At 53.1% G+C, this 26,777-nt stretch carries 24 protein-coding genes, 3 tRNA genes and 3 rRNA genes; 18 read left to right on the top strand and 12 right to left on the bottom strand.

From position 1 onward, the window contains the following. Positions 1-57 precede the first annotated feature (57 nt). The 3 genes from HV157_RS10045 (at position 58) to tilS (ending at position 3,989) form a co-directional block, all read left to right on the top strand. Positions 58-2,190, top strand: coding sequence for a lysine decarboxylase LdcC (locus tag HV157_RS10045; RefSeq protein ID WP_182268218.1), 2,133 nt, complete (start codon positions 58-60; stop codon positions 2,188-2,190). A 65-nt stretch (positions 2,191-2,255) separates the two neighbouring features. Then, positions 2,256-2,645: a VOC family protein gene (locus tag HV157_RS10040; protein WP_014168718.1), complete on the top strand. Its 390-nt coding sequence runs from the start codon at positions 2,256-2,258 to the stop codon at positions 2,643-2,645. Positions 2,646-2,702: 57 nt separating this feature from the next. Further along, positions 2,703-3,989, top strand: coding sequence for a tRNA lysidine(34) synthetase TilS (gene tilS, locus HV157_RS10035; protein WP_182268219.1), 1,287 nt, complete (start codon positions 2,703-2,705; stop codon positions 3,987-3,989). Positions 3,990-4,017: 28 nt separating this feature from the next. Here the strand turns inward: tilS and rof are convergent, their stop codons facing one another. Together rof and HV157_RS10025 are read right to left on the bottom strand one after the other, a co-directional pair. Then, positions 4,018-4,278 carry a Rho-binding antiterminator gene (rof, locus tag HV157_RS10030; protein WP_014168720.1) on the bottom strand — a complete coding sequence of 87 codons (261 nt, stop codon included), beginning with the start codon at positions 4,276-4,278 and terminating at the stop codon, positions 4,018-4,020. Further along, positions 4,265-4,465, bottom strand: coding sequence for a YaeP family protein (locus tag HV157_RS10025; RefSeq protein ID WP_014168721.1), 201 nt, complete (start codon positions 4,463-4,465; stop codon positions 4,265-4,267). Before HV157_RS10025 ends, rof begins: the two co-directional genes overlap by 14 nt. A gap of 196 nt (positions 4,466-4,661) precedes the next feature. Between HV157_RS10025 and HV157_RS10020 the strand changes: the two genes are divergently transcribed. The 3 genes from HV157_RS10020 to nlpE are packed head-to-tail and all read left to right on the top strand — an operon-like array spanning position 4,662 to position 6,358. Beyond that, positions 4,662-5,207, top strand: a complete 546-nt coding sequence (locus HV157_RS10020; protein WP_047955068.1) for a YaeQ family protein — start codon at positions 4,662-4,664, stop codon at positions 5,205-5,207. Further along, positions 5,204-5,626, top strand: coding sequence for an alternative ribosome rescue aminoacyl-tRNA hydrolase ArfB (gene arfB, locus HV157_RS10015; RefSeq protein WP_050737481.1), 423 nt, complete (start codon positions 5,204-5,206; stop codon positions 5,624-5,626). Before HV157_RS10020 ends, arfB begins: the two co-directional genes overlap by 4 nt. A 33-nt stretch (positions 5,627-5,659) precedes the next feature. Continuing rightward, positions 5,660-6,358 (top strand): envelope stress response activation lipoprotein NlpE, encoded by a 699-nt coding sequence (gene nlpE / locus HV157_RS10010; RefSeq protein ID WP_014168724.1) that lies wholly within the window; start codon positions 5,660-5,662, stop codon positions 6,356-6,358. Between the two features lie 53 nt (positions 6,359-6,411). Here nlpE and proS read toward each other — a convergent pair whose 3' ends face one another. From proS to metN, 6 genes are all read right to left on the bottom strand, one after another. Then, positions 6,412-8,130 (bottom strand): proline--tRNA ligase, encoded by a 1,719-nt coding sequence (gene proS / locus HV157_RS10005; protein ID WP_014168725.1) that lies wholly within the window; start codon positions 8,128-8,130, stop codon positions 6,412-6,414. 112 nt (positions 8,131-8,242) lie between these two features. Further along, positions 8,243-8,947, bottom strand: coding sequence for a tRNA (N6-threonylcarbamoyladenosine(37)-N6)-methyltransferase TrmO (gene tsaA, locus HV157_RS10000; RefSeq protein WP_182268220.1), 705 nt, complete (start codon positions 8,945-8,947; stop codon positions 8,243-8,245). Continuing rightward, on the bottom strand, positions 8,944-9,348 hold the full coding sequence (gene rcsF / locus HV157_RS09995) for an Rcs stress response system protein RcsF (protein WP_014168727.1): 405 nt from the start codon (positions 9,346-9,348) through the stop codon (positions 8,944-8,946). Before rcsF ends, tsaA begins: the two co-directional genes overlap by 4 nt. Positions 9,349-9,454: 106 nt before the next feature. After that, positions 9,455-10,270, bottom strand: a complete 816-nt coding sequence (metQ, locus tag HV157_RS09990) for a methionine ABC transporter substrate-binding lipoprotein MetQ (RefSeq protein WP_014168729.1) — start codon at positions 10,268-10,270, stop codon at positions 9,455-9,457. A 40-nt stretch (positions 10,271-10,310) separates the two neighbouring features. After that, positions 10,311-10,964 carry a methionine ABC transporter permease MetI gene (locus tag HV157_RS09985; RefSeq protein WP_014168730.1) on the bottom strand — a complete coding sequence of 218 codons (654 nt, stop codon included), beginning with the start codon at positions 10,962-10,964 and terminating at the stop codon, positions 10,311-10,313. Beyond that, on the bottom strand, positions 10,957-11,988 hold the full coding sequence (gene metN / locus HV157_RS09980; RefSeq protein WP_014168731.1) for a methionine ABC transporter ATP-binding protein MetN: 1,032 nt from the start codon (positions 11,986-11,988) through the stop codon (positions 10,957-10,959). The genes HV157_RS09985 and metN overlap by 8 nt, the downstream gene beginning before the upstream one ends. A gap of 188 nt (positions 11,989-12,176) precedes the next feature. Between metN and gmhB the strand changes: the two genes are divergently transcribed. The 8 genes from gmhB to dkgB all read left to right on the top strand — a co-directional run bounded on the left by gmhB (position 12,177) and on the right by dkgB (position 19,278). Then, entirely contained in the window at positions 12,177-12,743 is a 567-nt protein-coding gene (gene gmhB / locus HV157_RS09975; RefSeq protein ID WP_014168732.1) for a D-glycero-beta-D-manno-heptose 1,7-bisphosphate 7-phosphatase, read from the top strand. Between the two features lie 371 nt (positions 12,744-13,114). Beyond that, positions 13,115-14,654: ribosomal RNA gene (locus HV157_RS09970) — 16S ribosomal RNA — on the top strand. 70 nt (positions 14,655-14,724) lie between these two features. Next, positions 14,725-14,801, top strand: a tRNA-Ile gene (locus HV157_RS09965). A 38-nt stretch (positions 14,802-14,839) separates the two neighbouring features. Beyond that, positions 14,840-14,915 (top strand) — tRNA-Ala (locus HV157_RS09960). A gap of 180 nt (positions 14,916-15,095) precedes the next feature. Beyond that, positions 15,096-18,001, top strand: a 23S ribosomal RNA gene (locus HV157_RS09955). Between the two features lie 63 nt (positions 18,002-18,064). Continuing rightward, positions 18,065-18,180: ribosomal RNA gene (rrf, locus tag HV157_RS09950) — 5S ribosomal RNA — on the top strand. The 16S, 23S and 5S rRNA genes sit together here with 3 tRNA genes alongside, the layout of an rRNA operon. Positions 18,181-18,235: 55 nt before the next feature. Further along, positions 18,236-18,312 (top strand) — tRNA-Asp (locus HV157_RS09945). A 162-nt stretch (positions 18,313-18,474) separates the two neighbouring features. Then, positions 18,475-19,278, top strand: a complete 804-nt coding sequence (gene dkgB / locus HV157_RS09940; protein WP_182268221.1) for a 2,5-didehydrogluconate reductase DkgB — start codon at positions 18,475-18,477, stop codon at positions 19,276-19,278. Positions 19,279-19,309: 31 nt separating this feature from the next. Here the strand turns inward: dkgB and yafC are convergent, their stop codons facing one another. Continuing rightward, a complete protein-coding gene (gene yafC / locus HV157_RS09935) occupies positions 19,310-20,215 on the bottom strand; it encodes a DNA-binding transcriptional regulator YafC (protein WP_014168734.1) in 906 nt (301 codons plus the stop codon). A gap of 104 nt (positions 20,216-20,319) precedes the next feature. Here yafC and HV157_RS09930 point away from each other — a divergent pair, with 104 nt between their 5' ends. From HV157_RS09930 to HV157_RS09920, 3 genes are all read left to right on the top strand, one after another. Continuing rightward, a complete protein-coding gene (locus HV157_RS09930; RefSeq protein WP_020882804.1) occupies positions 20,320-21,495 on the top strand; it encodes an MFS transporter in 1,176 nt (391 codons plus the stop codon). A 136-nt stretch (positions 21,496-21,631) separates the two neighbouring features. After that, positions 21,632-22,432: an endonuclease/exonuclease/phosphatase family protein gene (locus HV157_RS09925; protein WP_025205128.1), complete on the top strand. Its 801-nt coding sequence runs from the start codon at positions 21,632-21,634 to the stop codon at positions 22,430-22,432. Positions 22,433-22,506: 74 nt separating this feature from the next. Beyond that, positions 22,507-23,280 (top strand): class I SAM-dependent methyltransferase, encoded by a 774-nt coding sequence (locus HV157_RS09920; protein ID WP_182268222.1) that lies wholly within the window; start codon positions 22,507-22,509, stop codon positions 23,278-23,280. A gap of 52 nt (positions 23,281-23,332) precedes the next feature. Here the strand turns inward: HV157_RS09920 and mltD are convergent, their stop codons facing one another. Both mltD and gloB read right to left on the bottom strand, forming a co-directional pair. Continuing rightward, a complete protein-coding gene (mltD, locus tag HV157_RS09915; protein WP_014168738.1) occupies positions 23,333-24,697 on the bottom strand; it encodes a murein transglycosylase D in 1,365 nt (454 codons plus the stop codon). A gap of 68 nt (positions 24,698-24,765) precedes the next feature. Beyond that, on the bottom strand, positions 24,766-25,524 hold the full coding sequence (gene gloB, locus HV157_RS09910) for a hydroxyacylglutathione hydrolase (RefSeq protein WP_182268223.1): 759 nt from the start codon (positions 25,522-25,524) through the stop codon (positions 24,766-24,768). Between the two features lie 32 nt (positions 25,525-25,556). Here gloB and HV157_RS09905 point away from each other — a divergent pair, with 32 nt between their 5' ends. After that, positions 25,557-26,273 (top strand): class I SAM-dependent methyltransferase, encoded by a 717-nt coding sequence (locus tag HV157_RS09905; RefSeq protein WP_182268224.1) that lies wholly within the window; start codon positions 25,557-25,559, stop codon positions 26,271-26,273. On the opposite strand, the gene rnhA is transcribed toward HV157_RS09905, so the two are convergent. After that, complete coding sequence (gene rnhA / locus HV157_RS09900) at positions 26,274-26,774, bottom strand: ribonuclease HI (protein WP_226778004.1); 501 nt, start codon at positions 26,772-26,774, stop codon at positions 26,274-26,276. Positions 26,775-26,777 lie beyond the last annotated feature (3 nt).

Below are 26,777 nucleotides of genomic sequence, written 5' to 3'. Positions count from 1 at the left end.
TTATGCCTGCCGTTTACCTTAACTATGCTTAGCTAATGTTTTTCAAGGAGGTAAACCGTGAACATCATCGCCATTATGGGGCCGCACGGCGTCTTTTATAAAGACGAGCCCATTAAGGAGCTGGAGCACGCCCTTCAGTCCCGCGGGTACCAGCTGATTTGGCCGCACAATAGCGCCGACCTGCTGAAATTTATCGAGCACAACCCTCGCATCTGTGGCGTGATCTTCGACTGGGACGAGTACGACATGGAGTTGTGCAGCGATATCAATAAGCTGAACGAATATCTCCCGCTGTACGCTTTTATTAATACCCACTCGACAATGGACGTGAGCGCTCATGATATGCGAATGGCGCTGTGGTTCTTTGAATACTCACTCGGTGTCGCGGAAGATATTGCGACCCGTATTCAACAGTACACCGGTGAATATCTCGATAACATCACGCCACCGTTTACCCGCGCGCTGTTCACTTACGTCAAAGAAGGCAAATACACCTTCTGCACGCCTGGCCATATGGCAGGGACGGCCTATCAAAAAAGCCCGGTGGGTTGTTTGTTCTATGATTTCTTCGGGGGCAACACGCTCAAAGCGGACGTGTCGATTTCCGTCACTGAACTCGGATCGCTGCTCGATCACACCGGACCGCACCTGGAAGCTGAAGAATATATTGCCCGGACTTTTGGGGCCGAGCAGAGTTATATGGTGACCAACGGCACCTCGACATCAAATAAAATCGTCGGAATGTACGCCGCACCCGCCGGTAGCACCTTGCTGATTGACCGTAACTGCCACAAGTCGCTGGCTCATCTGCTGATGATGAGCGATGTCGTGCCGTTATGGCTCTCCCCGACGCGAAACGCGCTTGGGATCCTCGGCGGGATCCCGCGTCGTGAATTTAGCCACGCCGCGATTGAACATAAGGTCGCGGCGATCCCGGGGGCAAGCTGGCCGATCCATGCGGTCATCACTAACTCCACCTATGACGGTCTGCTCTATAACACCAACTGGATTAAGCAGACGCTGGATGTGCCGTCGATCCACTTTGACTCCGCGTGGGTGCCATACACCAACTTTCATCCGATTTACGCGGGAAAAAGCGGCATGAGCGGTGAGCGCGTGCCGGGCAAAGTATTTTTCGAAACGCAGTCGACGCACAAAATGCTGGCCGCGTTTTCTCAGGCCTCGCTTATTCACATCAAAGGCGAGTACGACGAAGAGACGTTTAACGAAGCCTTTATGATGCACACCACCACCTCGCCAAGCTATCCGCTGGTGGCCTCTATTGAAACGGCGGCGGCAATGCTGCGCGGGAATCCGGGCAAGCGTCTGATCAATCGGTCTGTAGAGCGGGCGCTGCATTTCCGTAAAGAAGTCCAGCGCCTTAAAGATGAAGCGGACGGCTGGTTCTTCGATATCTGGCAACCCGAAGAGATTGATGAGGCCGAGTGCTGGCCTGTCTCACCCGGCGAGAGCTGGCACGGTTTTCGCGATGCCGACGCCGACCATATGTTCCTCGACCCGGTGAAGGTAACGATCCTGACGCCGGGGATGGACGAACAGGGCACGATGAGTGACGAAGGCATTCCTGCTGCTCTGGTGGCAAAATTCCTTGATGAACGTGGCGTAGTGGTGGAGAAAACCGGCCCTTATAACCTCTTGTTCCTGTTCAGTATTGGGATTGATAAAACCCGTGCGATGGGCTTATTGCGCGGACTGATGGAGTTTAAGCGCGCTTACGATCTCAACCTGCGGGTGAAAAATATGCTGCCGGATCTTTATGCTGAAGATCCTGACTTCTACCGCAATATGCGCATTCAGGATCTGGCCCAGGGGATCCATCGGCTGATCCGTCAGCACGATCTGCCGCGCCTGATGCTGCAGGCGTTTGACGTGCTGCCGGAGATGAAGTTGACCCCACACAAGGCCTGGCAACGTCAGGTGAAAGGGGAGGTTGAAACCGTTGAGCTGGAAAATCTGGTCGGGCGCGTGTCGGCTAACATGATCCTGCCTTATCCGCCGGGCGTACCGTTGTTGATGCCGGGGGAGATGATCACCGAAGAGAGTCGGGCGGTGCTCGATTTTCTGCTGATGCTCTGCTCAGTGGGGCGCCACTATCCGGGCTTTGAGACTGATATTCACGGGGCGAAGCGCGATGAGCAAGGGGGTTACTGGGTGCGAGTCCTAAAATAAGGGCGACAGCTTGCCAGGCCCGGGTTGTCGGTTGTAACGTTCAGGCATCATAAAAAGGAGAAGCTATGCTGGGTTTAAAACAGGTTCACCATATTGCGATCATTGCCACCGATTATGCAAAAAGTAAGGCCTTCTACTGCGATATTCTGGGCTTTACGTTGTTAAGCGAGGCTTACCGTGAGGAGCGTGACTCCTGGAAAGGCGATCTCGCTTTAAACGGGCAATATGTGATTGAGCTGTTCTCTTTTCCTTTTCCGCCAGCACGTCCGTCCCGCCCGGAAGCTTGCGGCCTGCGCCACCTTGCCTTTAGCGTCGACGACATTGATCGCGCCGTAAAACATCTGGAGACCCACGGCGTGAAGTGCGAAGCGATTCGTATCGACCCGTTCACCGACAAGCGTTTTACCTTTTTCAACGATCCGGATGGCCTTCCGCTGGAGCTTTACCAGCAGTAATTTCCACCCTGTGTGATAATGCCCGCTCAGTTCGGGCATTTTTATGTGTGATTTTCTATGACCCTACCCGCGATTGCTCAAGCCGTTTCACCGTACCGCCAGCTGCTGGTGGGGTTTAGCGGTGGCCTGGATTCCACCGTTCTGCTCCACCGTCTCAAACTCTGGCGTGACAACGAGCCTGATATTCAGCTTCGGGCGATGCACATTCATCACGGGTTAAGCCCGCACGCGGATGCGTGGGTGGCACACTGCGAGGCGGTGTGTGCGGCATGGGCGATCCCGCTGGCAGTTGAACGTGTACATCTCCAGGATGAGGGGCTGGGCATTGAGGCGCAGGCGCGTAAAGCACGCTATGCCGCTTTTGCCGCTGAATTACAGCCTGACGAAGCGCTGGTCACGGCGCAGCATCTCGATGACCAGTGCGAGACGTTATTACTGGCCCTCAAACGAGGAAGCGGCCCGGCGGGATTATCCGCGATGCCAGAACGGACTGATTTCGCCGGATCGCACCTCCTTCGCCCACTGCTTGGCGAGACGCGAGCCTCGCTGGAAACGTGGGCACGGGAACACGGGCTGAGCTGGATTGAAGATGAAAGCAACCAGGATGACCGCTATGACCGTAACTTCCTGCGTCTGCGTGTCGTACCGCTTCTGAGCGAGCGCTGGCCGCACTTTGCAGAAGCGGCAGCACGCAGCGCCATGCTGTGCGCTGAACAGGAGAGTCTGCTGGATGAGCTGCTGAGCGAAGAGCTGGCGGAACTGATTACCGCACAGGGATCGCTTACCATCGCACCGCTGGAAGCGATGAGCCCGGCGCGTCGGTCCGCATTGTTACGACGCTGGCTGGCCTCGCACGGTGCCGCTATGCCGTCGCGGGCAATGCTGGCTCGTCTCTGGGCTGAAGTCGCCCTGGCACGGGAAGATGCTACGCCGTGTGTACACCTGAACGGTTTCGACGTCAGACGCTATAAAGGGGCGCTCTGGTGGGTTAAATCATCCCCCTCGCTCGCCGACAGGGTGCTCGACTGGCCGTCGCTTGCGGAACCGCTGCTGTTGCCCTGTGATGCCGGTCGAGTGTCTCTGGTGCCAACCGGCCATGTGCGTCTGCCTGAACCCGGGGAGCCGGTCACCGTGCGCTTTAAGGCGGGCGGACTGCTGCATATTGTCGGGCGCAACGGAGGGCGGAAGTTGAAGAAAATCTGGCAGGAGAGCAATGTGCCGCCCTGGCGACGCGATACCACGCCGCTACTTTTCTACGGTGAAACGCTGATTGCTGCAGCAGGGGTATTCATTACGCAAGAGGGGTGGGCAGAAACGGGCATGCAGTTTGAGTGGAAAGCGTAACGGGCAGCCGGGCTGCCCGTTAGTGTCATCAGGATTCGCTCACCACAACGGTGCCGATTTGCGGGTGGCTGAAACTGGCAATTTTGTCCAGACGTAGCTCACGCGTCGCCCCGGCATCTTCCACTATCAGATATTCCACATTCTTTCGCGAAACCAGGTCGCTGGCTTTTGCCTTCAACACTTCGCCATCTTTTAGCTCCAGCGTCAGTATTAAATGATGCTGGCAGGCGAGTTCGAGGTTGTCATAGTCATCACAATTGATGGGTTGATAAGTTTCATTCATTGACATAATCGCTCACCAGTAAATTCGCCGCAGCATACGCTGCTTTTTCCCTGACCGATTCTGAAAGGCCCTCATCAGAGGCCACTTCATTAAGCACTTTCAATACACAGCCCAACGCGTCCGGGACATACCCCAGATCTCCGCTGGCGATTTCCGCATACCGTTTGCGAATTAACTCACAATAATTATTCACATCCCCTCCCGCCAGCGCACTGACTTACTGTGAGATATCATTAAGCCTACGAAGATAAACTCGGTTTAGCAAGGTGACTATACCATACTCATTTAAGCAATATCAGCGCCTTGATAGCCGGTGAATGTTCACCCGGGAACAGCCTTTTTATTCCTTTTTCGCTACAATGTGCGCCTGATTCGAAAGGAGTTCTCTCATGGCGCTGAAAGCGACAATTTATAAAGCTGTGGTCAATGTGGCAGATCTTGACCGCAACCAGTTCCTGGATGCGTCACTCACTCTGGCACGCCACCCCTCTGAAACCCAGGAGCGCATGATGCTGCGCCTGCTGGCGTGGATAAAGTATGCTGACGAGCGTCTGCAATTTAGCCGTGGCTTAAGCGCTGAGGACGAGCCAGAGGCCTGGCTGCACAACGATCATCTGGGTATCGATTTATGGATTGAACTCGGTCTGCCGGATGAGCGCCGCATTAAAAAGGCCTGCACGCAGTCCGCTAACGTGGCGTTATTCGCGTATAATCAACGTGCTGCGGAAATCTGGTGGCAGCAAAGCAAGAGCAAGTGCGGGCAGTTTGCCAACCTTACCGTCTGGTATCTGGACGATGATCAACTGGCGAAGCTGAGCGAGTTTGCCAGCCGGACGATGGTCCTGCAGGCCACAATTCAGGACGGTGCTATCTGGCTTTCTGATTCTCAGAATAATCTGGAAATTCATTTGACGGCGTGGCAGCCAGCGCCATGATTGTCTTGTCCCGAAACGTTAGCATCCCTGACAATGAGCTGGAGATCACCGCCATCCGTGCTCAGGGGGCGGGTGGACAGCACGTTAACAAGGCTTCAACGGCTATCCATTTGCGCTTTGACATTCGGGCCTCCAGCCTGCCAGAGTATTACAAAGAAAGCCTGCTCGCTGCCAGCCATCACCTGATCACCAGTGATGGCGTGATTGTGATTAAAGCGCAGGAGTACCGCAGCCAGGAGTTGAACCGCGAAGCGGCGATTGCCAGACTGGTGTCGATGATTAAAGAATTAACGACAGTGCAAAAAAGCCGTCGGGCAACGCGACCGACCCGCGCATCGAAAGAGCGTCGGCTATCGTCGAAGGCCCAAAAATCCACAGTGAAAGCACTACGCGGTAAAGTTCGTCGCCCTACGGAGTGACGAAAAGGAACACAATTTCATAAGGAATTCATTGTGAAAAAAGCATTATTGTCAGCGCTGGCAGTGAGTACGCTGTTTGCGCTTTTCGGGTGTAACAACCGTTCTGAAACGCAGGTCGTGCAGCCTGCGCAGAATGAAGAGTTAAAACCAATGCAGCAGAGCTGGCGCGGCGTTTTACCGTGTGCCGACTGCGAGGGCATTGAAACGTCACTGTTCCTGCAGAAAGACGGTACCTGGGTTATGAACCAGCGTTATCAGGGGGCGAAAGAACCATCTTCCTTTGCGTCCTACGGGACATGGGCGCGTACGGCTGAGAAGCTGGTACTGACGGATACCACCGGTGAGAAAACCTATTTCCGCGCCAAAGGTGAAGGGATGGAGATGCTCGACCGCGAAGGCAATCCGATTGAGTCCCAGTTCAACTATACGCTGGCCCCGGTGAAAGCGGCCCTGCCTGCAACGCCAATGCCAATGCGTGGGATGTATTTCTATATGGCGGATGCGGCGATCTTTACCGACTGCGCCACCGGCAAGAAAATCAGCGTGGCGAACAATGCGCAGCTGGAGCGTGATTACGCTGTTGCGCGCGGCAATGACAGCAAGCCTGTCCTGCTGACGGTAGATGGTCACTTTACGCTGGAGCCGAACCCGGACAGCGGAGAGCTGGTGAAAACGCTGGTGGCAGATAAAGACGCGAAGTTTGTTGCGGGCAAAGACTGTAACAGCAAATAAGCCGATATCGACCCATTAAAAAACCCCGCCTGAGCGGGGTTTTTTGTTGAACGTTAACCTTTGATGGCTTTCACCAGGTAATCAAGAATGTCGCCAGTCTTGATCATCTGCTTTTCACCACTGCGACGGTATTTGTATTCAATGTCGTCGCTGTCGAGGTTACGGTCGCCGATGACTACGGTGTGCGGGATACCGATCAGTTCCATATCGGCAAACATCACGCCTGGACGCTCTTTACGGTCATCCATCAGCACTTCGATACCCTGAGCGCGCAGCTCGGAGTAAAGTTTTTCGGCCAGCTCCTGCACACGGTAAGACTTGTGCATGTTCATTGGCAGAATAGCCACCTGGAACGGGGCGATATTGTCTGGCCAGACGATGCCACGTTCATCGTAGTTTTGCTCAATGGCTGCTGCAACCACACGCGTCACACCGATACCGTAGCAACCCATGGTCAGGATCTGGTTGCGGCCATCTTCCCCCTGAACGGCGGCATTCAGCGCGCGGGAATATTTATCCCCCAGCTGGAAGATGTGGCCCACTTCGATACCGCGTTTGATCATCAGGGTGCCCTGGCCGTCCGGGCTTGGATCGCCTGCCACCACGTTACGGATATCAGCCACTTCCGGTGTCGCGACATCGCGATCCCAGTTGATGCCGAAGTAATGTTTACCGTCGATGTTAGCGCCAGCGGCGAAGTCGCTCATTGCGGCTACCGTACGGTCAATAACCACCGGAACCGGCATATTCACCGGGCCCAGAGAGCCTGGACCTGCATTCACGACGGCACGGATTTCCGCTTCCGTTGCGAACGTCAGCGGGCTGGCAACCTGAGGCAGCTTCTCAGCTTTCACTTCGTTCAGTTCGTGATCGCCACGCACCAGCAGGGCAACCAGCGGGTACGCGCTACCTTCGGTGGATTTCACCAGCAGGGTTTTTACCGTTTTTTCGACGGGCAGGTTGAACTGCTCAACCAGCTCGGCAATGGTTTTTGCGTGAGGTGTATCAACCAGCGTCATCTCTTCGGTTGCAGCAGCACGTGGCGCTTTAGGGGCCAGCGCTTCTGCAAACTCGATGTTCGCGGCGTAATCAGAAGAGTCAGAGAAGATCACATCGTCTTCACCGCTCTGAGCCAGAACCTGGAACTCATGAGACGCGCTTCCGCCGATAGAACCGGTATCAGCCTGCACAGCACGGAAATCCAGACCCATACGGGAGAAGATTTTGCTGTAAGCCTCGTACATTTTGTCGTAGGTCTCTTGCAGCGATTCCTGAGACGTATGGAAAGAGTAAGCATCTTTCATCAGGAATTCGCGTGAGCGCATGACGCCGAAACGTGGGCGAACTTCATCACGGAACTTGGTCTGGATCTGGAAGAAGTTCAGCGGCAGCTGTTTGTAAGAGCTCAGCTCATTACGAATCAGGTCGGTAATGACTTCTTCATGCGTTGGGCCGAGGACGAATGGACGCTCGCCACGATCAACGAAACGCAGCAGCTCAGGGCCATATTGCTCCCAACGGCCGCTCTCCTGCCACAGGTCAGCGGGCTGAACCACAGGCATGGACACCTCGATAGCACCGGCGTTGTTCATCTCTTCACGCACGATGTTTTCGACTTTTTTCAGGACGCGCACGCCGGTCGGCAGCCAGGTATATAACCCGGAGGCCAGCTTGCGGATCATCCCGGCGCGCAGCATCAGCTGATGGCTGATCACTTCGGCGTCGGCAGGCGTCTCCTTCAGAGTGGAGAGCAGATATTGGCTAGTACGCATGTTGTTACGGTTCCATTTCGACGATTGGAACAGGCTGAAACACCAGCCTGAGACAAAAAAAGTGGTTTAGTTTACCAGTGTGGCAAAGATGCCAAAAGAGAGGAGGACAAAATTACCTGGGTTCAAGGGCAAACACTTCAAAACCTGCCCCGGTCACGCGCCAGCGAACGTTAAAATCCAGCAGCCAGACGGCGTAGGTTTTCCCGGCGTCCTCTTCTTTACGATAGGCCGGACGGGGGTCCTGTGCCAGCACTTCGGTGATAAAGTCACGAAGGCGGGGATAGCGTGTTTCCAGCTGCTCAAGCTGCGTGGTTATCTCAGCCGTGAAGTGAACAGGCATATCTGCCTGCGGTGCTTCCTGTGCATAGCTTGCGCGGGCATCAGGTAACGCTTCGGCAAAGGGGAGATACGGCTTGATATCGATAACCGGCGTGCCATCAACCAGGTCAAGGCTGCCTAACTCCAGTATGACCTGATCCTTCTGACAGCGTATACCTTTCAGTTCGACCAGCGACATCCCGACAGGGTTTGGACGGAAGGTTGAGCGCGTCGCAAACACGCCCATCCTGGCGTTGCCTCCCAGACGAGGAGGGCGTACGGTCGGACGCCAGCCACCTTCCATCGTCTGGTGAAACACAAACACAACCCATAAGTGGCTGAATGCTTCGAGCCCGCGTACGGCATCGGCCTGATTGTAGGGCGCGATCAAGTGAAGCTCGCCACCGCTGGCGACCAGACCTGGCTGGCGTGGCACGGCGAACTTCTCTTTATAGGGAGAGCGAATAACGCCTATCTGTTCGAACTGAAATGAACTCATTTCGCCGTAATGTTCAGCGCCGAGCCGATGCAAACCGCCTGACGGTAGCAACCCGGTGTTCCACTGGTCACTTCGCAGCTATGCAGCAGAACCGCGTTGGCTTTCATTTTTGCCGCGTTGATCTGCATGCGTTTACGCGCTGTTGGGATATTCGGTGGAGAGTCCTGATTGGTAGCCTGACAGGATTCGCCGCTTACTTCACCCAGTTCACGGAAAGGTTTACCCACGAGTTCGTCAGCTTTGGTAATAATGCGAACCGGCGCAGGGCGAGGCGCTTTCGGTTTTACGGGTTCTGCTTTTGGCGGGGTTGCCGTGCTTTGGACAGGTTCAACAGGAGATCTGCTTAGCATAGAACAGCCGCTCAGCATGAGTGCTAAAAGACAGATCGGTAAAGCACGCATAATAATTCCTCAATGGATAATCAAAACGTCAGATATTGAATCAGTTGACTGCACAAATGACAAGACGGGCATAAGCCCGTCTTGATGATATTACACTGAGGTGAGATTACCAGCCCTTAACAGCGCCGCCGTTAAACACTTTGTTGGCTTCCTGGTAAACTTCGTCAGACTGATAAGCTTGTACGAACTTCTTCACGTTTTCCGCATCTTTGTTGTCTTCGCGAGTCACGATCAGGTTTACATACGGGGAATCTTTGTCTTCAACGAAGATACCGTCTTTTGCTGGCGTCAGGCCAATCTGGCTGGCGTACGTGGTGTTGATAACGGCCAGGGCAATCTGCGCGTCGTCGAGAGAACGTGGCAGCTGTGGGGCTTCCAGCTCAACAATTTTCAGATTTTTCGGATTCTCGGTGACATCCAGAACGGTTGGCAGCAGGCCAACACCGTCTTTCAGTTTAATCAGGCCCACTTTCTGCAGCAGCAGCAGGGAACGGCCAAGGTTGGTTGGGTCGTTAGGGACGGCAACCTGAGAGCCTGGCTGCAGTTCGTCCAGAGATTTAATTTTCTTGGAGTAACCGGCAATAGGGTAAACAAAGGTGTTACCCACACCCACCAGTTTATAGCCGCGATCCTTGATCTGCTGATCCAGGTAAGGTTTGTGCTGGAAGGCATTGGCGTCGATATCGCCTTTGCTCAGCGCTTCGTTCGGCAGAACGTAATCGTTAAAGGTCACCAGCTCAACGTCCAGACCATACTTCTCTTTCGCGACTTTCTGCGCGACTTCAGCAACCTGCTGTTCTGCACCCACGATAACGCCCACTTTGATGTGGTTTGGATCTTTTTCGTCCTGACCGCAACCCACCAGTGCCAGAGAGCCGATCAGCGCGCCTACCGCTGCAAAGGTCTTTAATTTAAACGCCATGTTATATCCTTAACTCGTCGAGTTTGTGTTGTGTGTAACGTTATTTGTGAGTAACAGTCCGGACGATGCGATCGCCAGAGAACTGGATTAAGTAAACCAGCACAACCAGCAATACCAGAACGGTATTCATTACGGTAGCGTTATAACCAATATAGCCGTACTGGTAGCCAATCTGGCCTAAACCGCCGGCGCCAACGGCACCGCCCATCGCGGAATAACCCACCAGAGTAATCAACGTAATGGTTGCCGCGTTAACCAGCCCAGGCAGCGCTTCAGGCAGCAGTACTTTACGCACGATCTGCATTGGCGTTGCCCCCATCGCGCGGGAAGCCTCGATCAAACCGGTCGGGATTTCCAGCAGGGCGTTTTCCACCATACGGGCGATAAACGGCGCAGCTCCTACGGTCAGCGGAACGATGGCTGCCTGCAAACCGATAGACGTTCCCACGATCACACGGGTAAATGGAATCATCCACACCAGCAGAATAATGAACGGGATAGAACGGAAGATATTCACCAGTGCAGACAGGGTGCGATACAGCTTCGCGTTCTCAATGATTTGTCCCGGGCGCGTCACATACAACAGCACGCCGACCGGCAGACCAATCACAAAACCAAAGAAGCCTGATACAAAGGTCATTGCCAGCGTTTCCCAAACGCCGCGAACCAGCAGCCACATCATCGGCTCAGACATAACCCAGTACCTCTACTTTTACGTGATGTTCTTGCAGCCAGGCAATTGCCGCCTGGGTTTCTGCTTGTGTGCCGTGCATTTCCGTCAGCATGATGCCGAACTTCACGCCACCGGCGTAATCCATTTGCGCGCTGATGATGTTGTTATTCACATTAAAGCGGCGCGCGGTTTCGGACAGCAGCGGTGCATCGACGGACTGGCCAGTGAACTCCATACGCAGCATCGGGACGCTGTCCGCGGTCGATTCTGTTTTTAAACGCTCCAGATAATCTTCCGGAATATCCAGGTGCAGCGTGGACTGAATAAACTGTTGTGCCAGTGGGGTTTTCGGATGGGAAAACACTTCGCTGACCGTGTCTTGCTCAATCAACTCACCGTTGCTGATTACCGCGACGCAATCACAGATGCGTTTCACCACGTCCATTTCATGTGTAATAAGGAGAATGGTCAGGCCGAGGCGACGGTTGATGTCCTTCAGCAGCTCCAGAATGGAACGCGTAGTGGCGGGATCTAATGCGCTGGTGGCTTCATCGCACAGCAACACTTTCGGGTTACTTGCCAGCGCGCGGGCAATGGCCACACGCTGTTTTTGTCCGCCGGACAGGTTTGCCGGGTAGCTATCGTGTTTATCACCCAGACCGACGAGATCCAGCAGTTCGGTTACGCGACGCTTAACTTCTTCTTTTGGCGTGTTGTCCAGTTCCAGCGGTAAGGCAACGTTGCCAAACACCGTACGGGAGGCCAGCAGGTTAAAGTGCTGGAAGATCATGCCAATCTGGCGGCGTGCTTTCGTCAGTTCTTTCTCTGAAAGGGCGGTCAGTTCCTGCCCGCCAACTTCTACACGACCCTGGGTTGGGCGCTCAAGCAGGTTAACACAACGGATCAGCGTACTTTTACCTGCACCCGATGCGCCAATGACGCCATAAATTTGACCAGCAGGAACATGCAGGCTGACATTGTTCAGCGCCTGAATGGTTCGGTTCCCCTGCTGGAACACTTTGGTGATATTGGAAAGTTTAATCATTAGATTATTTTTATCGTATGTAAGTTAGCCGTGGCATTTTCTTCTGCCAGATACGGGTGATGACCGTAAACAAAACGGATGTTAAGGCATCCAGACGTCTAAATCAATCCAACTCTGTACGATGAGCACTTTATTGCGCTGCGATTCATGAGATACTAGCTGTACATGCCTTTTTCAGGAGCAAACCGGTGGCAAAATCAGTACCCGCAATTTTTCTCGATCGTGATGGCACTATTAATGTGGATCACGGTTATGTCCACGAAATTGATGAGTTCGAGTTTATCGAGGGCGTTATCGATGCCATGCGCCAGCTGAAAGAGATGGGCTATGCGCTGGTGGTCGTGACCAACCAGTCCGGTATCGCACGTGGAAAATTCACCGAGGCGCAATTTGAGACGCTGACGGAATGGATGGACTGGTCGCTGGCTGACCGCGGTGTCGAACTTGATGGCATTTACTATTGCCCGCACCACCCGCAGGGAACTGTAGAAGAGTTTCGCCAGACGTGTGATTGCCGCAAGCCGCATCCGGGAATGTTTATCTCTGCGCAGGAATTCCTGCATATCGATATGGCTGCTTCTTATATGGTGGGCGATAAACTGGAAGATATGCAGGCAGCAACCGCCGCAGGTGTGGGGACTAAAATACTTGTGCGCACCGGCAAACCTGTGACGCCCGAAGCAGAGAGTGCCGCGGATTGGGTGATTAATAGCCTGGCAGAGCTGCCAAAAGAGATTAAAAAGCACCAAAAATAGCCTTTTTGGTGAAAAGGTGAGCGGTCGAAATAAAAATGCATATTTCCGCTTGTCATTCCTCGGCGGCACCCTATAATGCGCCTCCATCGACACGGCGGATGTGAATCACTTCACAGATAATCCGGTCGGTTGAAGAGAAAAAATCCTGAACTTCAGGGTTGACTCTGAAAGAGGAAAGCGTAATATACGCCACCTCGCGACGGTGAGCTGTAAGCCGCGTCGCAACTGCTCTTTAACAATTTATCAGACAATCTGTGTGGGCACTCAAAGTGACATGGATTCTTAATGTCTTCGGACACTAAATGAATACCAAAGTCTCTGAGTGAACATACGTAATTCATTACGAAGTTTAATTCACGAGCATCAAACTTAAATTGAAGAGTTTGATCATGGCTCAGATTGAACGCTGGCGGCAGGCCTAACACATGCAAGTCGAACGGTAGCACAGAGAGCTTGCTCTCGGGTGACGAGTGGCGGACGGGTGAGTAATGTCTGGGAAACTGCCTGATGGAGGGGGATAACTACTGGAAACGGTAGCTAATACCGCATAACGTCGCAAGACCAAAGAGGGGGACCTTCGGGCCTCTTGCCATCAGATGTGCCCAGATGGGATTAGCTAGTAGGTGGGGTAACGGCTCACCTAGGCGACGATCCCTAGCTGGTCTGAGAGGATGACCAGCCACACTGGAACTGAGACACGGTCCAGACTCCTACGGGAGGCAGCAGTGGGGAATATTGCACAATGGGCGCAAGCCTGATGCAGCCATGCCGCGTGTATGAAGAAGGCCTTCGGGTTGTAAAGTACTTTCAGCGGGGAGGAAGGTGTTGTGGTTAATAACCGCAGCAATTGACGTTACCCGCAGAAGAAGCACCGGCTAACTCCGTGCCAGCAGCCGCGGTAATACGGAGGGTGCAAGCGTTAATCGGAATTACTGGGCGTAAAGCGCACGCAGGCGGTCTGTCAAGTCGGATGTGAAATCCCCGGGCTCAACCTGGGAACTGCATTCGAAACTGGCAGGCTAGAGTCTTGTAGAGGGGGGTAGAATTCCAGGTGTAGCGGTGAAATGCGTAGAGATCTGGAGGAATACCGGTGGCGAAGGCGGCCCCCTGGACAAAGACTGACGCTCAGGTGCGAAAGCGTGGGGAGCAAACAGGATTAGATACCCTGGTAGTCCACGCCGTAAACGATGTCGACTTGGAGGTTGTGCCCTTGAGGCGTGGCTTCCGGAGCTAACGCGTTAAGTCGACCGCCTGGGGAGTACGGCCGCAAGGTTAAAACTCAAATGAATTGACGGGGGCCCGCACAAGCGGTGGAGCATGTGGTTTAATTCGATGCAACGCGAAGAACCTTACCTACTCTTGACATCCAGAGAACTTTCCAGAGATGGATTGGTGCCTTCGGGAACTCTGAGACAGGTGCTGCATGGCTGTCGTCAGCTCGTGTTGTGAAATGTTGGGTTAAGTCCCGCAACGAGCGCAACCCTTATCCTTTGTTGCCAGCGGTCCGGCCGGGAACTCAAAGGAGACTGCCAGTGATAAACTGGAGGAAGGTGGGGATGACGTCAAGTCATCATGGCCCTTACGAGTAGGGCTACACACGTGCTACAATGGCGCATACAAAGAGAAGCGAACTCGCGAGAGCAAGCGGACCTCATAAAGTGCGTCGTAGTCCGGATTGGAGTCTGCAACTCGACTCCATGAAGTCGGAATCGCTAGTAATCGTAGATCAGAATGCTACGGTGAATACGTTCCCGGGCCTTGTACACACCGCCCGTCACACCATGGGAGTGGGTTGCAAAAGAAGTAGGTAGCTTAACCTTCGGGAGGGCGCTTACCACTTTGTGATTCATGACTGGGGTGAAGTCGTAACAAGGTAACCGTAGGGGAACCTGCGGTTGGATCACCTCCTTACCTTAAAGAACCTGCCTTTGTAGTGCTCACACAGATTGTCTGATGAAAAACAGCAGTAAAAAACCTCTACAGGCTTGTAGCTCAGGTGGTTAGAGCGCACCCCTGATAAGGGTGAGGTCGGTGGTTCAAGTCCACTCAGGCCTACCAAATCTGTCATGCAGATTTGAAGAGGTTGGTCATACGATGGGGCTATAGCTCAGCTGGGAGAGCGCCTGCTTTGCACGCAGGAGGTCTGCGGTTCGATCCCGCATAGCTCCACCATCTTTTACTGCGAAAACAAGAAAACTTCAGAGTGAACCTGAAAAGGTGCACTGCGAAGTTTTGCTCTTTAAAAATCTGGATCAAGCTGAAAATTGAAACGACACACATGTTATGTGTGTTCGAGTCTCTCAAATTTTCGCAAACCGGTGATGAATCGAAAGAAACATCTTCGGGTTGTGAGGTTAAGCGACTAAGCGTACACGGTGGATGCCCTGGCAGTCAGAGGCGATGAAGGACGTGCTAATCTGCGAAAAGCGCCGGCGAGGTGATATGAACCTTTGACCCGGCGATGTCCGAATGGGGAAACCCAGTGTGTTCCGACACACTATCGTTAACTGAATACATAGGTTAACGAGGCGAACCGGGGGAACTGAAACATCTAAGTACCCCGAGGAAAAGAAATCAACCGAGATTCCCCCAGTAGCGGCGAGCGAACGGGGAGCAGCCCAGAGTCTGAATCAGCTTGTGTGTTAGTGGAAGCGTCTGGAAAGTCGCACGGTACAGGGTGACAGTCCCGTACACGAAAGCACACAGGCTGTGAACTCGAAGAGTAGGGCGGGACACGTGGTATCCTGTCTGAATATGGGGGGACCATCCTCCAAGGCTAAATACTCCTGACTGACCGATAGTGAACCAGTACCGTGAGGGAAAGGCGAAAAGAACCCCGGCGAGGGGAGTGAAAAAGAACCTGAAACCGTGTACGTACAAGCAGTGGGAGCCTCTTTTATGGGGTGACTGCGTACCTTTTGTATAATGGGTCAGCGACTTATATTCTGTAGCAAGGTTAACCGTATAGGGGAGCCGAAGGGAAACCGAGTCTTAACTGGGCGTTAAGTTGCAGGGTATAGACCCGAAACCCGGTGATCTAGCCATGGGCAGGTTGAAGGTTGGGTAACACTAACTGGAGGACCGAACCGACTAATGTTGAAAAATTAGCGGATGACTTGTGGCTGGGGGTGAAAGGCCAATCAAACCGGGAGATAGCTGGTTCTCCCCGAAAGCTATTTAGGTAGCGCCTCGTGAACTCATCTTCGGGGGTAGAGCACTGTTTCGGCTAGGGGGCCATCCCGGCTTACCAACCCGATGCAAACTACGAATACCGAAGAATGTTATCACGGGAGACACACGGCGGGTGCTAACGTCCGTCGTGAAGAGGGAAACAACCCAGACCGCCAGCTAAGGTCCCAAAGTCATGGTTAAGTGGGAAACGATGTGGGAAGGCACAGACAGCCAGGATGTTGGCTTAGAAGCAGCCATCATTTAAAGAAAGCGTAATAGCTCACTGGTCGAGTCGGCCTGCGCGGAAGATGTAACGGGGCTAAACCATGCACCGAAGCTGCGGCAGCGACACTATGTGTTGTTGGGTAGGGGAGCGTTCTGTAAGCCGTTGAAGGTGTCCTGTGAGGGGTGCTGGAGGTATCAGAAGTGCGAATGCTGACATAAGTAACGATAAAGCGGGTGAAAAGCCCGCTCGCCGGAAGACCAAGGGTTCCTGTCCAACGTTAATCGGGGCAGGGTGAGTCGACCCCTAAGGCGAGGCCGAAAGGCGTAGTCGATGGGAAACAGGTTAATATTCCTGTACTTGGTGTTACTGCGAAGGGGGGACGGAGAAGGCTATGTTAGCCGGGCGACGGTTGTCCCGGTTTAAGCATGTAGGCGGAGGTTCCAGGTAAATCCGGTTCCTTGTTAACGCTGAGGTGTGATGACGAGGCACTACGGTGCTGAAGTAACAAATGCCCTGCTTCCAGGAAAAGCCTCTAAGCATCAGGTAACATCAAATCGTACCCCAAACCGACACAGGTGGTCAGGTAGAGAATACCAAGGCGCTTGAGAGAACTCGGGTGAAGGAACTAGGCAAAATGGTGCCGTAACTTCGGGAGAAGGCACGCTGATATGTAGGTGAAGCCCCTGCGGGTGGAGCTGAAATCAGTCGAAGATACCAGCTGGCTGCAACTGTTTATTAAAAACACAGCACTGTGCAAACACGAAAGTGGACGTATACGGTGTGACGCCTGCCCGGTGCCGGAAGGTTAATTGATGGGGTTAGCGGTAACGCGAAGCTCTTGATCGAAGCCCCGGTAAACGGCGGCCGTAACTATAACGGTCCTAAGGTAGCGAAATTCCTTGTCGGGTAAGTTCCGACCTGCACGAATGGCGTAATGATGGCCAGGCTGTCTCCACCCGAGACTCAGTGAAATTGAACTCGCTGTGAAGATGCAGTGTACCCGCGGCAAGACGGAAAGACCCCGTGAACCTTTACTATAGCTTGACACTGAACACTGGTCCTTGATGTGTAGGATAGGTGGGAGGCTTTGAAGCGTGGACGCCAGTCTGCGTGGAGCCAACCTTGAAATACCACCCTTTAATGGCTGGTGTTCTAACGTAGACCCGTAATCCGGGTTGCGGACAGTGTCTGGTGGGTAGTTTGACTGGGGCGGTCTCCTCCCAAAGAGTAACGGAGGAGCACGAAGGTTAGCTAATCCTGGTCGGACATCAGGAGGTTAGTGCAATGGCATAAGCTAGCTTGACTGCGAGAGTGACGGCTCGAGCAGGTGCGAAAGCAGGTCATAGTGATCCGGTGGTTCTGAATGGAAGGGCCATCGCTCAACGGATAAAAGGTACTCCGGGGATAACAGGCTGATACCGCCCAAGAGTTCATATCGACGGCGGTGTTTGGCACCTCGATGTCGGCTCATCACATCCTGGGGCTGAAGTAGGTCCCAAGGGTATGGCTGTTCGCCATTTAAAGTGGTACGCGAGCTGGGTTTAGAACGTCGTGAGACAGTTCGGTCCCTATCTGCCGTGGGCGCTGGAGAATTGAGGGGGGCTGCTCCTAGTACGAGAGGACCGGAGTGGACGCATCACTGGTGTTCGGGTTGTCATGCCAATGGCACTGCCCGGTAGCTAAATGCGGAAGAGATAAGTGCTGAAAGCATCTAAGCACGAAACTTGCCCCGAGATGAGTTCTCCCTGAGACTTTAAGTCTCCTGAAGGAACGTTGAAGACTACGACGTTGATAGGTCGGGTGTGTAAGCGCAGCGATGCGTTGAGCTAACCGATACTAATGAACCGTGAGGCTTAACCTTACAACGCCGAAGGTGTTTTGGCGATGAGAGACGATATTCAGCTGATACAGATTACAGAATTTGCCTGGCGGCTTTAGCGCGGTGGTCCCACCTGACCCCATGCCGAACTCAGAAGTGAAACGCCGTAGCGCCGATGGTAGTGTGGGGTCTCCCCATGTGAGAGTAGGGAACTGCCAGGCATCAAATTACGTAGTAAGCCGGTGCATAAAACCGGTGGTTACAGCAGTCTTCGGTGGAGCGGTAGTTCAGTCGGTTAGAATACCTGCCTGTCACGCAGGGGGTCGCGGGTTCGAGTCCCGTCCGTTCCGCCACTTATTAAAAGCCCTGAGTTAACGCTCAGGGCTTTTTTCATATCTGTCGTATCATTATTGCCAAATCAGCAAAAATCCTCTGCGTTAAACGCTCTTTTTCTGCATAACGGCAGCAGCGATAATCCTCCTCAGTTAACAATCATTATGAATAACGAGGATTACATGACTATCCCTGCACTGGGTCTGGGCACTTTCCGCCTGAAAGACGACATTGTTATCGCATCTGTTAAAACTGCACTTGAGCTTGGCTATCGCGCAATTGATACGGCGCAGATTTATGATAACGAAGCTGCCGTTGGTCAGGCTATCGAAGAGAGCGGCGTAGCGCGCAGCGAGCTTTTCATCACCACCAAAATCTGGATTGAAAACCTCAGCAAAGACAAATTGATCCCCAGCCTGAAAGAGAGCCTGGAAAAACTGCGTACCGACTATGTGGATCTGACGTTGATCCACTGGCCATCACCGAACGATGCCGTGTCAGTCGAGGAGTTCATGCAGGCATTGCGTGAAGCGAAAGAGCAGGGCTTAACGCGTGAAATAGGTATTTCTAATTTCACCATCCCGCTGATGGAAAAAGCCATTGCCGCCGTGGGGGCAGAAAACATTGCAACCAATCAGATTGAACTCTCTCCCTACCTGCAAAACCGCAAAGTCGTGGACTGGGCAAAACAGCACGGCATCCACATCACCTCATATATGACCCTGGCCTACGGTAAAGCACTGAAAGATGACGTGATTAATCGTATCGCAGAAAAACATAGCGCAACGGCTGCACAGGTGATTCTGGCATGGGCGATGGGTGAAGGTTACGCCGTGATCCCCTCTTCAACCCGACGTGAAAACCTGGCCAGCAACCTGTTAGCGAGGGATCTCCAGCTGGACGACGAAGACAAAAAAGCGATCGCTGTCCTGGAATGCAACGATCGTCTGGTCAGCCCTGAAGGTCTGGCACCTGGCTGGGATTAATATTGACCCTTTCCTCTGTAGCCTGAAACCCTCACACAGCTCCCCCGGGAGCTGTTTTTATATGTTCGCTCAGGAAATCGATAAAGGCGCGTATGCGCGTGCTTACCGCTCTGTCACTGTAATAAACTGCACTAAAAGGCATCTCCACAGGCAGACGTTTATCTGCCATCAGCTCTACAAGCTCACCGCGTGCAATTTCTTTATCAATCATATAGTCCGACAAACAGGCGATCCCATTCCCTTCGAGGCAAAGCTGCTTCAGCGTTTCTCCACTGTTGGATGATAACCCACTGGTGATTTCATGCAGTTGACCATCATGACAGGCCACAGGCCAGGTGTTCAGCGATACGGGCTCCGTGAAGCCCAGGCACAGGTGCTGCTTCAGCTCTTCAACCGTCTCTGGTTTGCCATGCTCTGCGATGTATTGCGGTGACGCGACTATCTTGCGGTAGCTGGCAAAAAGAGGGCGGGCCCGCAAGCTCGAGTCGGTCAGGGTGCCGGCACGGATCGCCACATCCACTTTCCGCTCGATGAGATTGATAAACGTCTCTGAGGAAACTAACGAGAGCGTCATCTCCGGATAGCGTTCGCGGAAAGGCTTGATCAGCGGCATCAGAAAATGAAGAACAACCGGTGTTGCCGCATCAATGCGCAGCAATCCGCGCGGCGTACTACGGGTTTCCATAATCTCTGTTTCTGCCGCCGCCATCTCCTGCAGGACGGACTGCACACGGCGGAAGTAACGCTCGCCTTCCTCCGTCAGGCTCAGTTGACGCGTCGTTCGGTTGAGAAGACTGACGCCGAGCTTCATCTCCAGTTTTTTCACCGAGCGGCTGATGGCTGAATTAGCCTGCCCCAACTGCTCGGCCGCACGGCTAAAACTGCCGCTTTCGACGACGGCGACAAAAATTGTCAGCTCTTCCGACGTTGCTTTCATTGTTGCACCACCTGCAAAATTCTATTGATATTTTGACCATTTTTGTTATTTAAGCACTGGCGCATACTGCCTGTCATCTTAATCCTGATGATATGGAGTTATTTATGCCACTGGCGCTACTTGCCCTGACGATCAGTGCCTTTGCAATTGGCACGACCGAATTTGTTATCGTAGGACTGGTGCCTACGATAGCTAACCAGCTTTCAATCTCGCTGCCTTCTGCCGGCCTGTTGGTTTCTATCTATGCGCTCGGGGTTGCCATCGGCGCCCCCGTCCTGACCGCGTTGACGGGACGTTTCCCGCGTAAGCCGCTGTTGGTTGCGCTGATGGTGTTATTCACCGCTGGCAATATTCTGGCCTGGCAGGCGCCGGACTACACCACGCTGGTGATTGCCCGGCTGCTGACCGGTCTCGCTCACGGTGTGTTCTTCTCCATTGGTTCAACTATTGCAACCAGCCTGGTACCAAAAGAGAAAGCAGCATCTGCCATCGCGATTATGTTCGGTGGTCTGACCGTCGCCCTTGTCACCGGTGTACCGTTAGGAACGTTTATCGGACAGCACTTTGGCTGGCGCGAAACCTTCCTTGCCGTCTCTTTACTGGGGGTGATTGCCCTGGTTGCCAGCCTGCTATTGGTACCGTCGACGATTGCAGGACGTGCGAGTGCCAGCCTGAGCGATCAGCTCAAGGTACTCACGCATCCGCGTTTGCTGATCATCTACGCCGTCACAGCGCTCGGCTATGGAGGGGTATTCACGGCTTTCACCTTCCTGGCTCCGATGATGCAGGACCTGGCAGGCTTCTCACCCAGTGCAGTGAGCTGGATTTTGCTGGGGTATGGTATCTCCGTCGCCATCGGTAATATCTGGGGAGGGAAGCTTGCGGACAAACATGGTGCAGTGCCGGCCCTGAAGTTTATCTTCGCAGCACTGGTTGTTCTGCTGATGATTTTCCAGTTCACGGCATCGATGCAATACGCCGCGCTGATAACGGTACTGGTGATGGGGATCTTCGCTTTTGGTAATGTGCCAGGCCTGCAGGTTTACGTGGTACAAAAAGCCGAACTTTATACACCCAACGCGGTAGATGTCGCATCGGGCCTGAATATTGCCGCGTTCAATATTGGGATTGCGCTGGGTTCCATCATTGGTGGGCAAACCGTTGAACATTTCGGATTAACCCAAACGCCATGGATTGGTGCGGTGATTGTTCTGGTCGCTTTCCTGCTGATTAGCCTGAGTGGGCGCCTTGATAAACCCGCTCGTGTAGTGCTGGGATAACATCAGTAAGTGCTTGCTTACAAAACTGGAAAGCGGTTTATCTGAAATTGCGTTGAAAGTGTAACCTAAAGTCCCTATAACATTAGAACCAGTCCGTTTTCCGGGCTGGTTCATGTTACAGAGGCCGTTTCCAAAAGTGCGAAAAAATACCTATGCCATGCGTTATGTTGCCGGAATGCCCGCGGAGAGGATCTTGCCTCCGGGGTCGTTTGCGAGCATAAGTCAGGCATTACCTGCCGGGACACCCTTAAGCAGCGATGAAAAAATCCGGGTGCTGGTGTGGAACATCTTTAAACAACAGCGCGCTGAGTGGTTATCGGTACTCAAGAATTTTGGGAAAGACGCCCATCTGGTGCTGTTGCAGGAGGCGCAAACCACCCCCGAGCTGGTAAGGTTTGCTACGACTCACTACCTTGCTGCTGACCAGGTTCCCGCGTTTGTCTTGCCGCAACATCCTTCTGGCGTGATGACCCTCTCTTCGGCTCATCCGGTCTATTGCTGCCCGCTGCGCGAGCGCGAGCCGATTCTGCGTCTGGCGAAATCGGCGCTGGTAACGGTCTACCCGCTGCCAGACACGCGCATGCTGATGGTTGTGAATATCCACGCGGTCAACTTCAGCCTGGGCGTGGATGTGTATAGTAAGCAGTTACTTCCGATCGGTGACCAGATCGCCCATCACAGCGGGCCCATCATTATGGCCGGGGATTTTAATGCCTGGAGCCGTCCGCGCATGAATGCGCTGTATCGCTTTGCACGCGAAATGTCGCTGCGTGAAGTTCGTTTTAGCGATGACCAGCGCAAGAAAGCGTTTGGTCGTCCTCTCGATTTTGTCTTCTATCGTGGTCTGAACGTTCACGACGCCTCTGTTCTGGTGACGCGTGCCTCCGATCACAATCCTCTACTCGTTGAATTCAGTCCCGGCAAACCTGATAAATAATGGTATGTCAGGTCTGCCGTGGGGCAGGCCATTCGGGTGCTGCCCTTTATTTTAAACAACAAAAGGACAGTACGATGACAACAACACACTCCCATCATGACAACGTAGAAAAACAGTTTGGCTCCCAGGCAAATGCTTATCTGAGCAGTGCAGTGCACGCGTCTGGCCGTGATCTGGTCCGTCTCGGTGAACGCCTGGCGGCAGTGCCGCACGCGCACGTTCTGGACTTAGGCTGTGGCGCCGGGCATGCCAGCTTCACGGCAGCACAGCAGGTGGCGCAGGTCACGGCCTATGATTTATCCAGTCAGATGCTGGAGGTGGTTGCAGAGGCCGCACAAGACAAAGGGCTGAACAACATCGCAACGCGCCAGGGCTATGCCGAATCCTTACCCTTTGAAGATGCCTCATTTGAAGTTGTTATCAGCCGTTATTCTGCGCATCACTGGCATGACGTCGGCCAGGCATTACGTGAAGTTAAACGCGTTCTGAAGCCGGGCGGGATCTTTATCATTATGGATGTGATGTCGCCGGGACATCCGGTGCGTAATATCTGGCTGCAAACGGTCGAAGCGCTGCGCGACACCTCGCATGTGCAAAACTACTCCAGCGGGGAGTGGTTCGCGCTGATTACTGAAGCGGGGCTGATCACACGTGCATTGATAACGGATCGCTTGCCGCTGGAGTTCAGCTCGTGGATTGCCCGTATGCGCACGCCGGAAGCGTTAAGCCAGGCCATTCGGTTGTATCAGGATAGTGCGTCAGCGGAAGTGAAGGCGTACTTTGAATTGCAGGATGATGGATCATTTACCAGCGATACCATCATGGCTGAAGCGCAAAAAGCAGCGTAAAGAAAAAAGGCACCGAGGGGAATCGGTGCCTTTTTATCGTTAGGTCGTGTCATCAGGAGTCTGGCGTGGCGCTGTTTTTCACAAACAACGTTAGCTGGTCGCCTGGTTTCAGATTGTCAGTATCATTGTTCCAGCGCATCACATCCTTGATATTTACGCCGTGTCGTTTTGCGATACTGGACAGTGAATCACCTTTACGCACACGATAGGTAATGCTATCGCTGTTGCTGGCGAGACGCTGTGCACTGTTACCTGCACCCACCGTCAGAGTCTGACCCACTTTCAGGCCTGAGCTGCGCAGATTATTCCACTGCTGCAAGTCGTTTGCCGTCACGCCAAGACGTGAGGCAATGCCCGAAAGCGTATCACCTGACCGAACCTTATAGCTGCGGCTGTTCACGGATGATGCATCCGCGATCAGTGTTGACTGAACAGCGGCAATTTCACCCGATGCTAAAGACTCACGTAACTGCTCAGCATGTTTCTGCGGAACCATTACATACTGCGGACCACTGGCCCCCAGCGTTGAGCCTTTAACGCCAGCATTAAAGGTTTTCAGTTTACTTACCGACATACCCGTCATATCAGCAACTTGTTGAATATCAACCGGATTGCTGAGGCGAACGCGCGCCAGTGCACGACTTTCGTCTGGTGTTGGCAGTTGTACACCGTAACGCTTGCTGTTCTTGAGAATATCGCTCAATGCCAGCATTTTCGGTACGTAAATCTTCGTTTCCTGTGGCAGTGAGAGCGACCAAAAATCGGTGGATTTACCCCGTGCTTTATTCGCTTTCATTGCCTTCAGTACACGACCTTCGCCACTGTTATACGCTGCGACCGTTAACAGCCAGTCGCCGTCGAACATCTTATTAAGACGTTCCATCATGTCGAGAGCGGCTGTCGTTGAAGCGACAACATCACGACGCGCATCATAGTTGCGGGTCTGTTTCAAACCATAGTTTCGCCCGGTGCTCGGAATGATCTGCCAAATGCCTGCGGCATTGGCGCCAGACGTCGCGTGTGGGTCAAAAGCGCTCTCCACTATGGGTAGGAGTACCAGCTCCATCGGCATGTTACGTTTCTTAACTTGCCCGGCTATCCAGTACATATACGGCTCTGCCCGTAAAGTTACATCGTGGAGATAGCTCTTATTTCTTAAATACTTTTGCTTCTGTTCGCGAATCCGGTTGTTTTCCGGAATTCCCATCTTTAGCTCGTCGCCAATAGAGGTCCACAAGTCTTCATCCTGTGCGAAAGACGTCCCATCGTCCATCCATCGCGCTGAACTTGTAAACTTCCCTGCTTCCCCTTGACCAGCTGCAGAAAGGCTCTGTGCGTGCTGTTGTACGTTGCTGCCGTTCTGCGACTGGCAACCTACAAGCAGGACAGAGGCGAGTAATATCGCTTTTGCCTTCATGTGTGTGTCAATAGTTGCTTAAAAGACGAGCGATGATAACGGCGAAATTTTGAAAAGGCAACCCGCAATTATCTGAAGTTATCTTTCTTTGACCTTAACCATGCAAATCGTTGTTCTGGTTGTGACAAATTTGTTTCTTTGTTAATTTCATCAATTAAATCAACATCATCTGTTCGTAAAAATAAATTAGTTTTACGCTCATTTTTCAGAATTACGGGGAGTGTTTTTTGGTTTTTTGCACGTAACTCCTTCACTTTGTGATAATAATCTTGAATCGCCCGGTCCTCTGGCAAGATGCTCGCCGCAAACTTCATATTTCCTAATGTATACTCATGTGCGCAACAAATAAGGGTATCGTCAGGTAATGCGCTAATCTTCTGTAATGACTGGTACATCTGGGCTGGGGTGCCCTCAAAAAGCCTTCCACAGCCGCCGGAGAACAGCGTGTCGCCGCAAAAAAGATAAGGTTTACTGTAGAAACAAAGATGTCCCAAAGTGTGACCTGGTGTAGCAAATACAGAAAACTCCCACTCGCGTATGAGGATATTTTCACCTTCTTCGACTACCTGCGTTGTTCCCTTATCTTGTGTCTCTGCCGGTCCGTAAACCACCAGATGCGGGAATTGGGCACGAAGGTCAGCAACGCCGCCGGTGTGATCGTTATGATGATGGGTCAGAAGGATGGCCTCTGGTTGCCAGCCGTTCTCTTTTATCGCGTCTGATACAGGAGCCGATTCTCCAGGATCGACAATAATGCACCGACGCTCGTCATCGACTAAAACCCAGATGTAATTGTCCTGAAAGGCGGGAATACTGATAAGATTCATAAATTACCTCTTATAGCGTGGTGGGTGTGTTGATGAAACCGGCAAGGATACCTCAGATTGTCCCGGCACCTGAACGTTGGGCCGAATTGCCCTGGGGTGAATACTATCGCGAGAACCTGGAACAGCAGCTTAAACCCTGGCTCGCGAAAATGTATGGTTTTCACTTGCTTAAGATTGGCAATCTCAGCGCGGAAATCAATACCGAAAACTGCGCTATCTCACATCAGGTTAATGTCTCTCTTGGCGCATCGCCGGTTCAGGTGAAAGCGGATCCTTTGCATCTGCCGTTTGCGGAAAAGTCCGTTGATGCCTGCCTGCTGGCACACACGTTGCCCTGGTGCAGCGATCCTCATCGCCTGCTGCGCGAGGCAGATCGCGTCCTGATTGATGATGGCTGGCTGATACTCAGCGGGTTCAATCCGCTGAGTCTGATGGGGCTGCGCAAGCTGGTTCCGGTGCTTCGCCGGACACCGCCGTATAACAGCAGGATGTTCACGATGATGCGCCAGCTTGACTGGCTTTCACTGCTGAATTTTGAGGTGCTCTGCTCGGGCGGTTTTCAGGTACTTCCCTGGGCGCGGCAGGGGGGCGTTGTTCTGAGCACCCATCTGCCGGCATTAGGCTGCATGCAATTTATTGTCGCGCGTAAGCGGACCATCCCCCTTACGCTTAATCCGATGAAGCAGAGTAAATCGAAATCGCCCATTCGCCAGACCGTGGGCGCCACGCGGCAGTACAGAAAACCCTGATCAGGATTCGGGCTGATAGCCTGTGTCTTCATGAGCGGGGTTGGATGCCGCCGCCCGTGCCAGTTCGTCACAACGTTCGTTTTCGGGGTGGCCTGCGTGACCTTTAACCCATTCCCATTTAATCTCGTGCTGGCCCAGCGCAGCATCAAGACGTTTCCAGAGATCGACGTTTTTGACTGGCTTTTTATCTGCCGTCTTCCAGCCGCGTTTTTTCCAGTTGTGGATCCACTGGGTGATCCCCTGGCGTACGTACTGACTGTCAGTGCTCAACACCACATCGCAGTGTTCTTTTAGCGCTTCCAGCGCCACAATGGCGGCCATCAACTCCATGCGGTTGTTGGTGGTCAGAAAATAGCCTTCGCTAAAAGTTTTTTCATGCTCACGATAGCGCATAATCGCGCCATAACCGCCAGGCCCTGGGTTGCCGAGGCAAGATCCATCGGTGAAAATTTCTACCTGTTTACGCATCTCTGGTAGACTTCCTGTATTTGAAACGTTCAGTTA

It is taken from the genome of Enterobacter sp. RHBSTW-00318, from assembly GCF_014101375.1.
GTDB classification, from domain to species: domain Bacteria; phylum Pseudomonadota; class Gammaproteobacteria; order Enterobacterales; family Enterobacteriaceae; genus Enterobacter; species Enterobacter ludwigii.
Note: the sequence above shows the minus strand (reverse complement) of the source record. Positions and strands in the feature narration are given on the sequence as shown.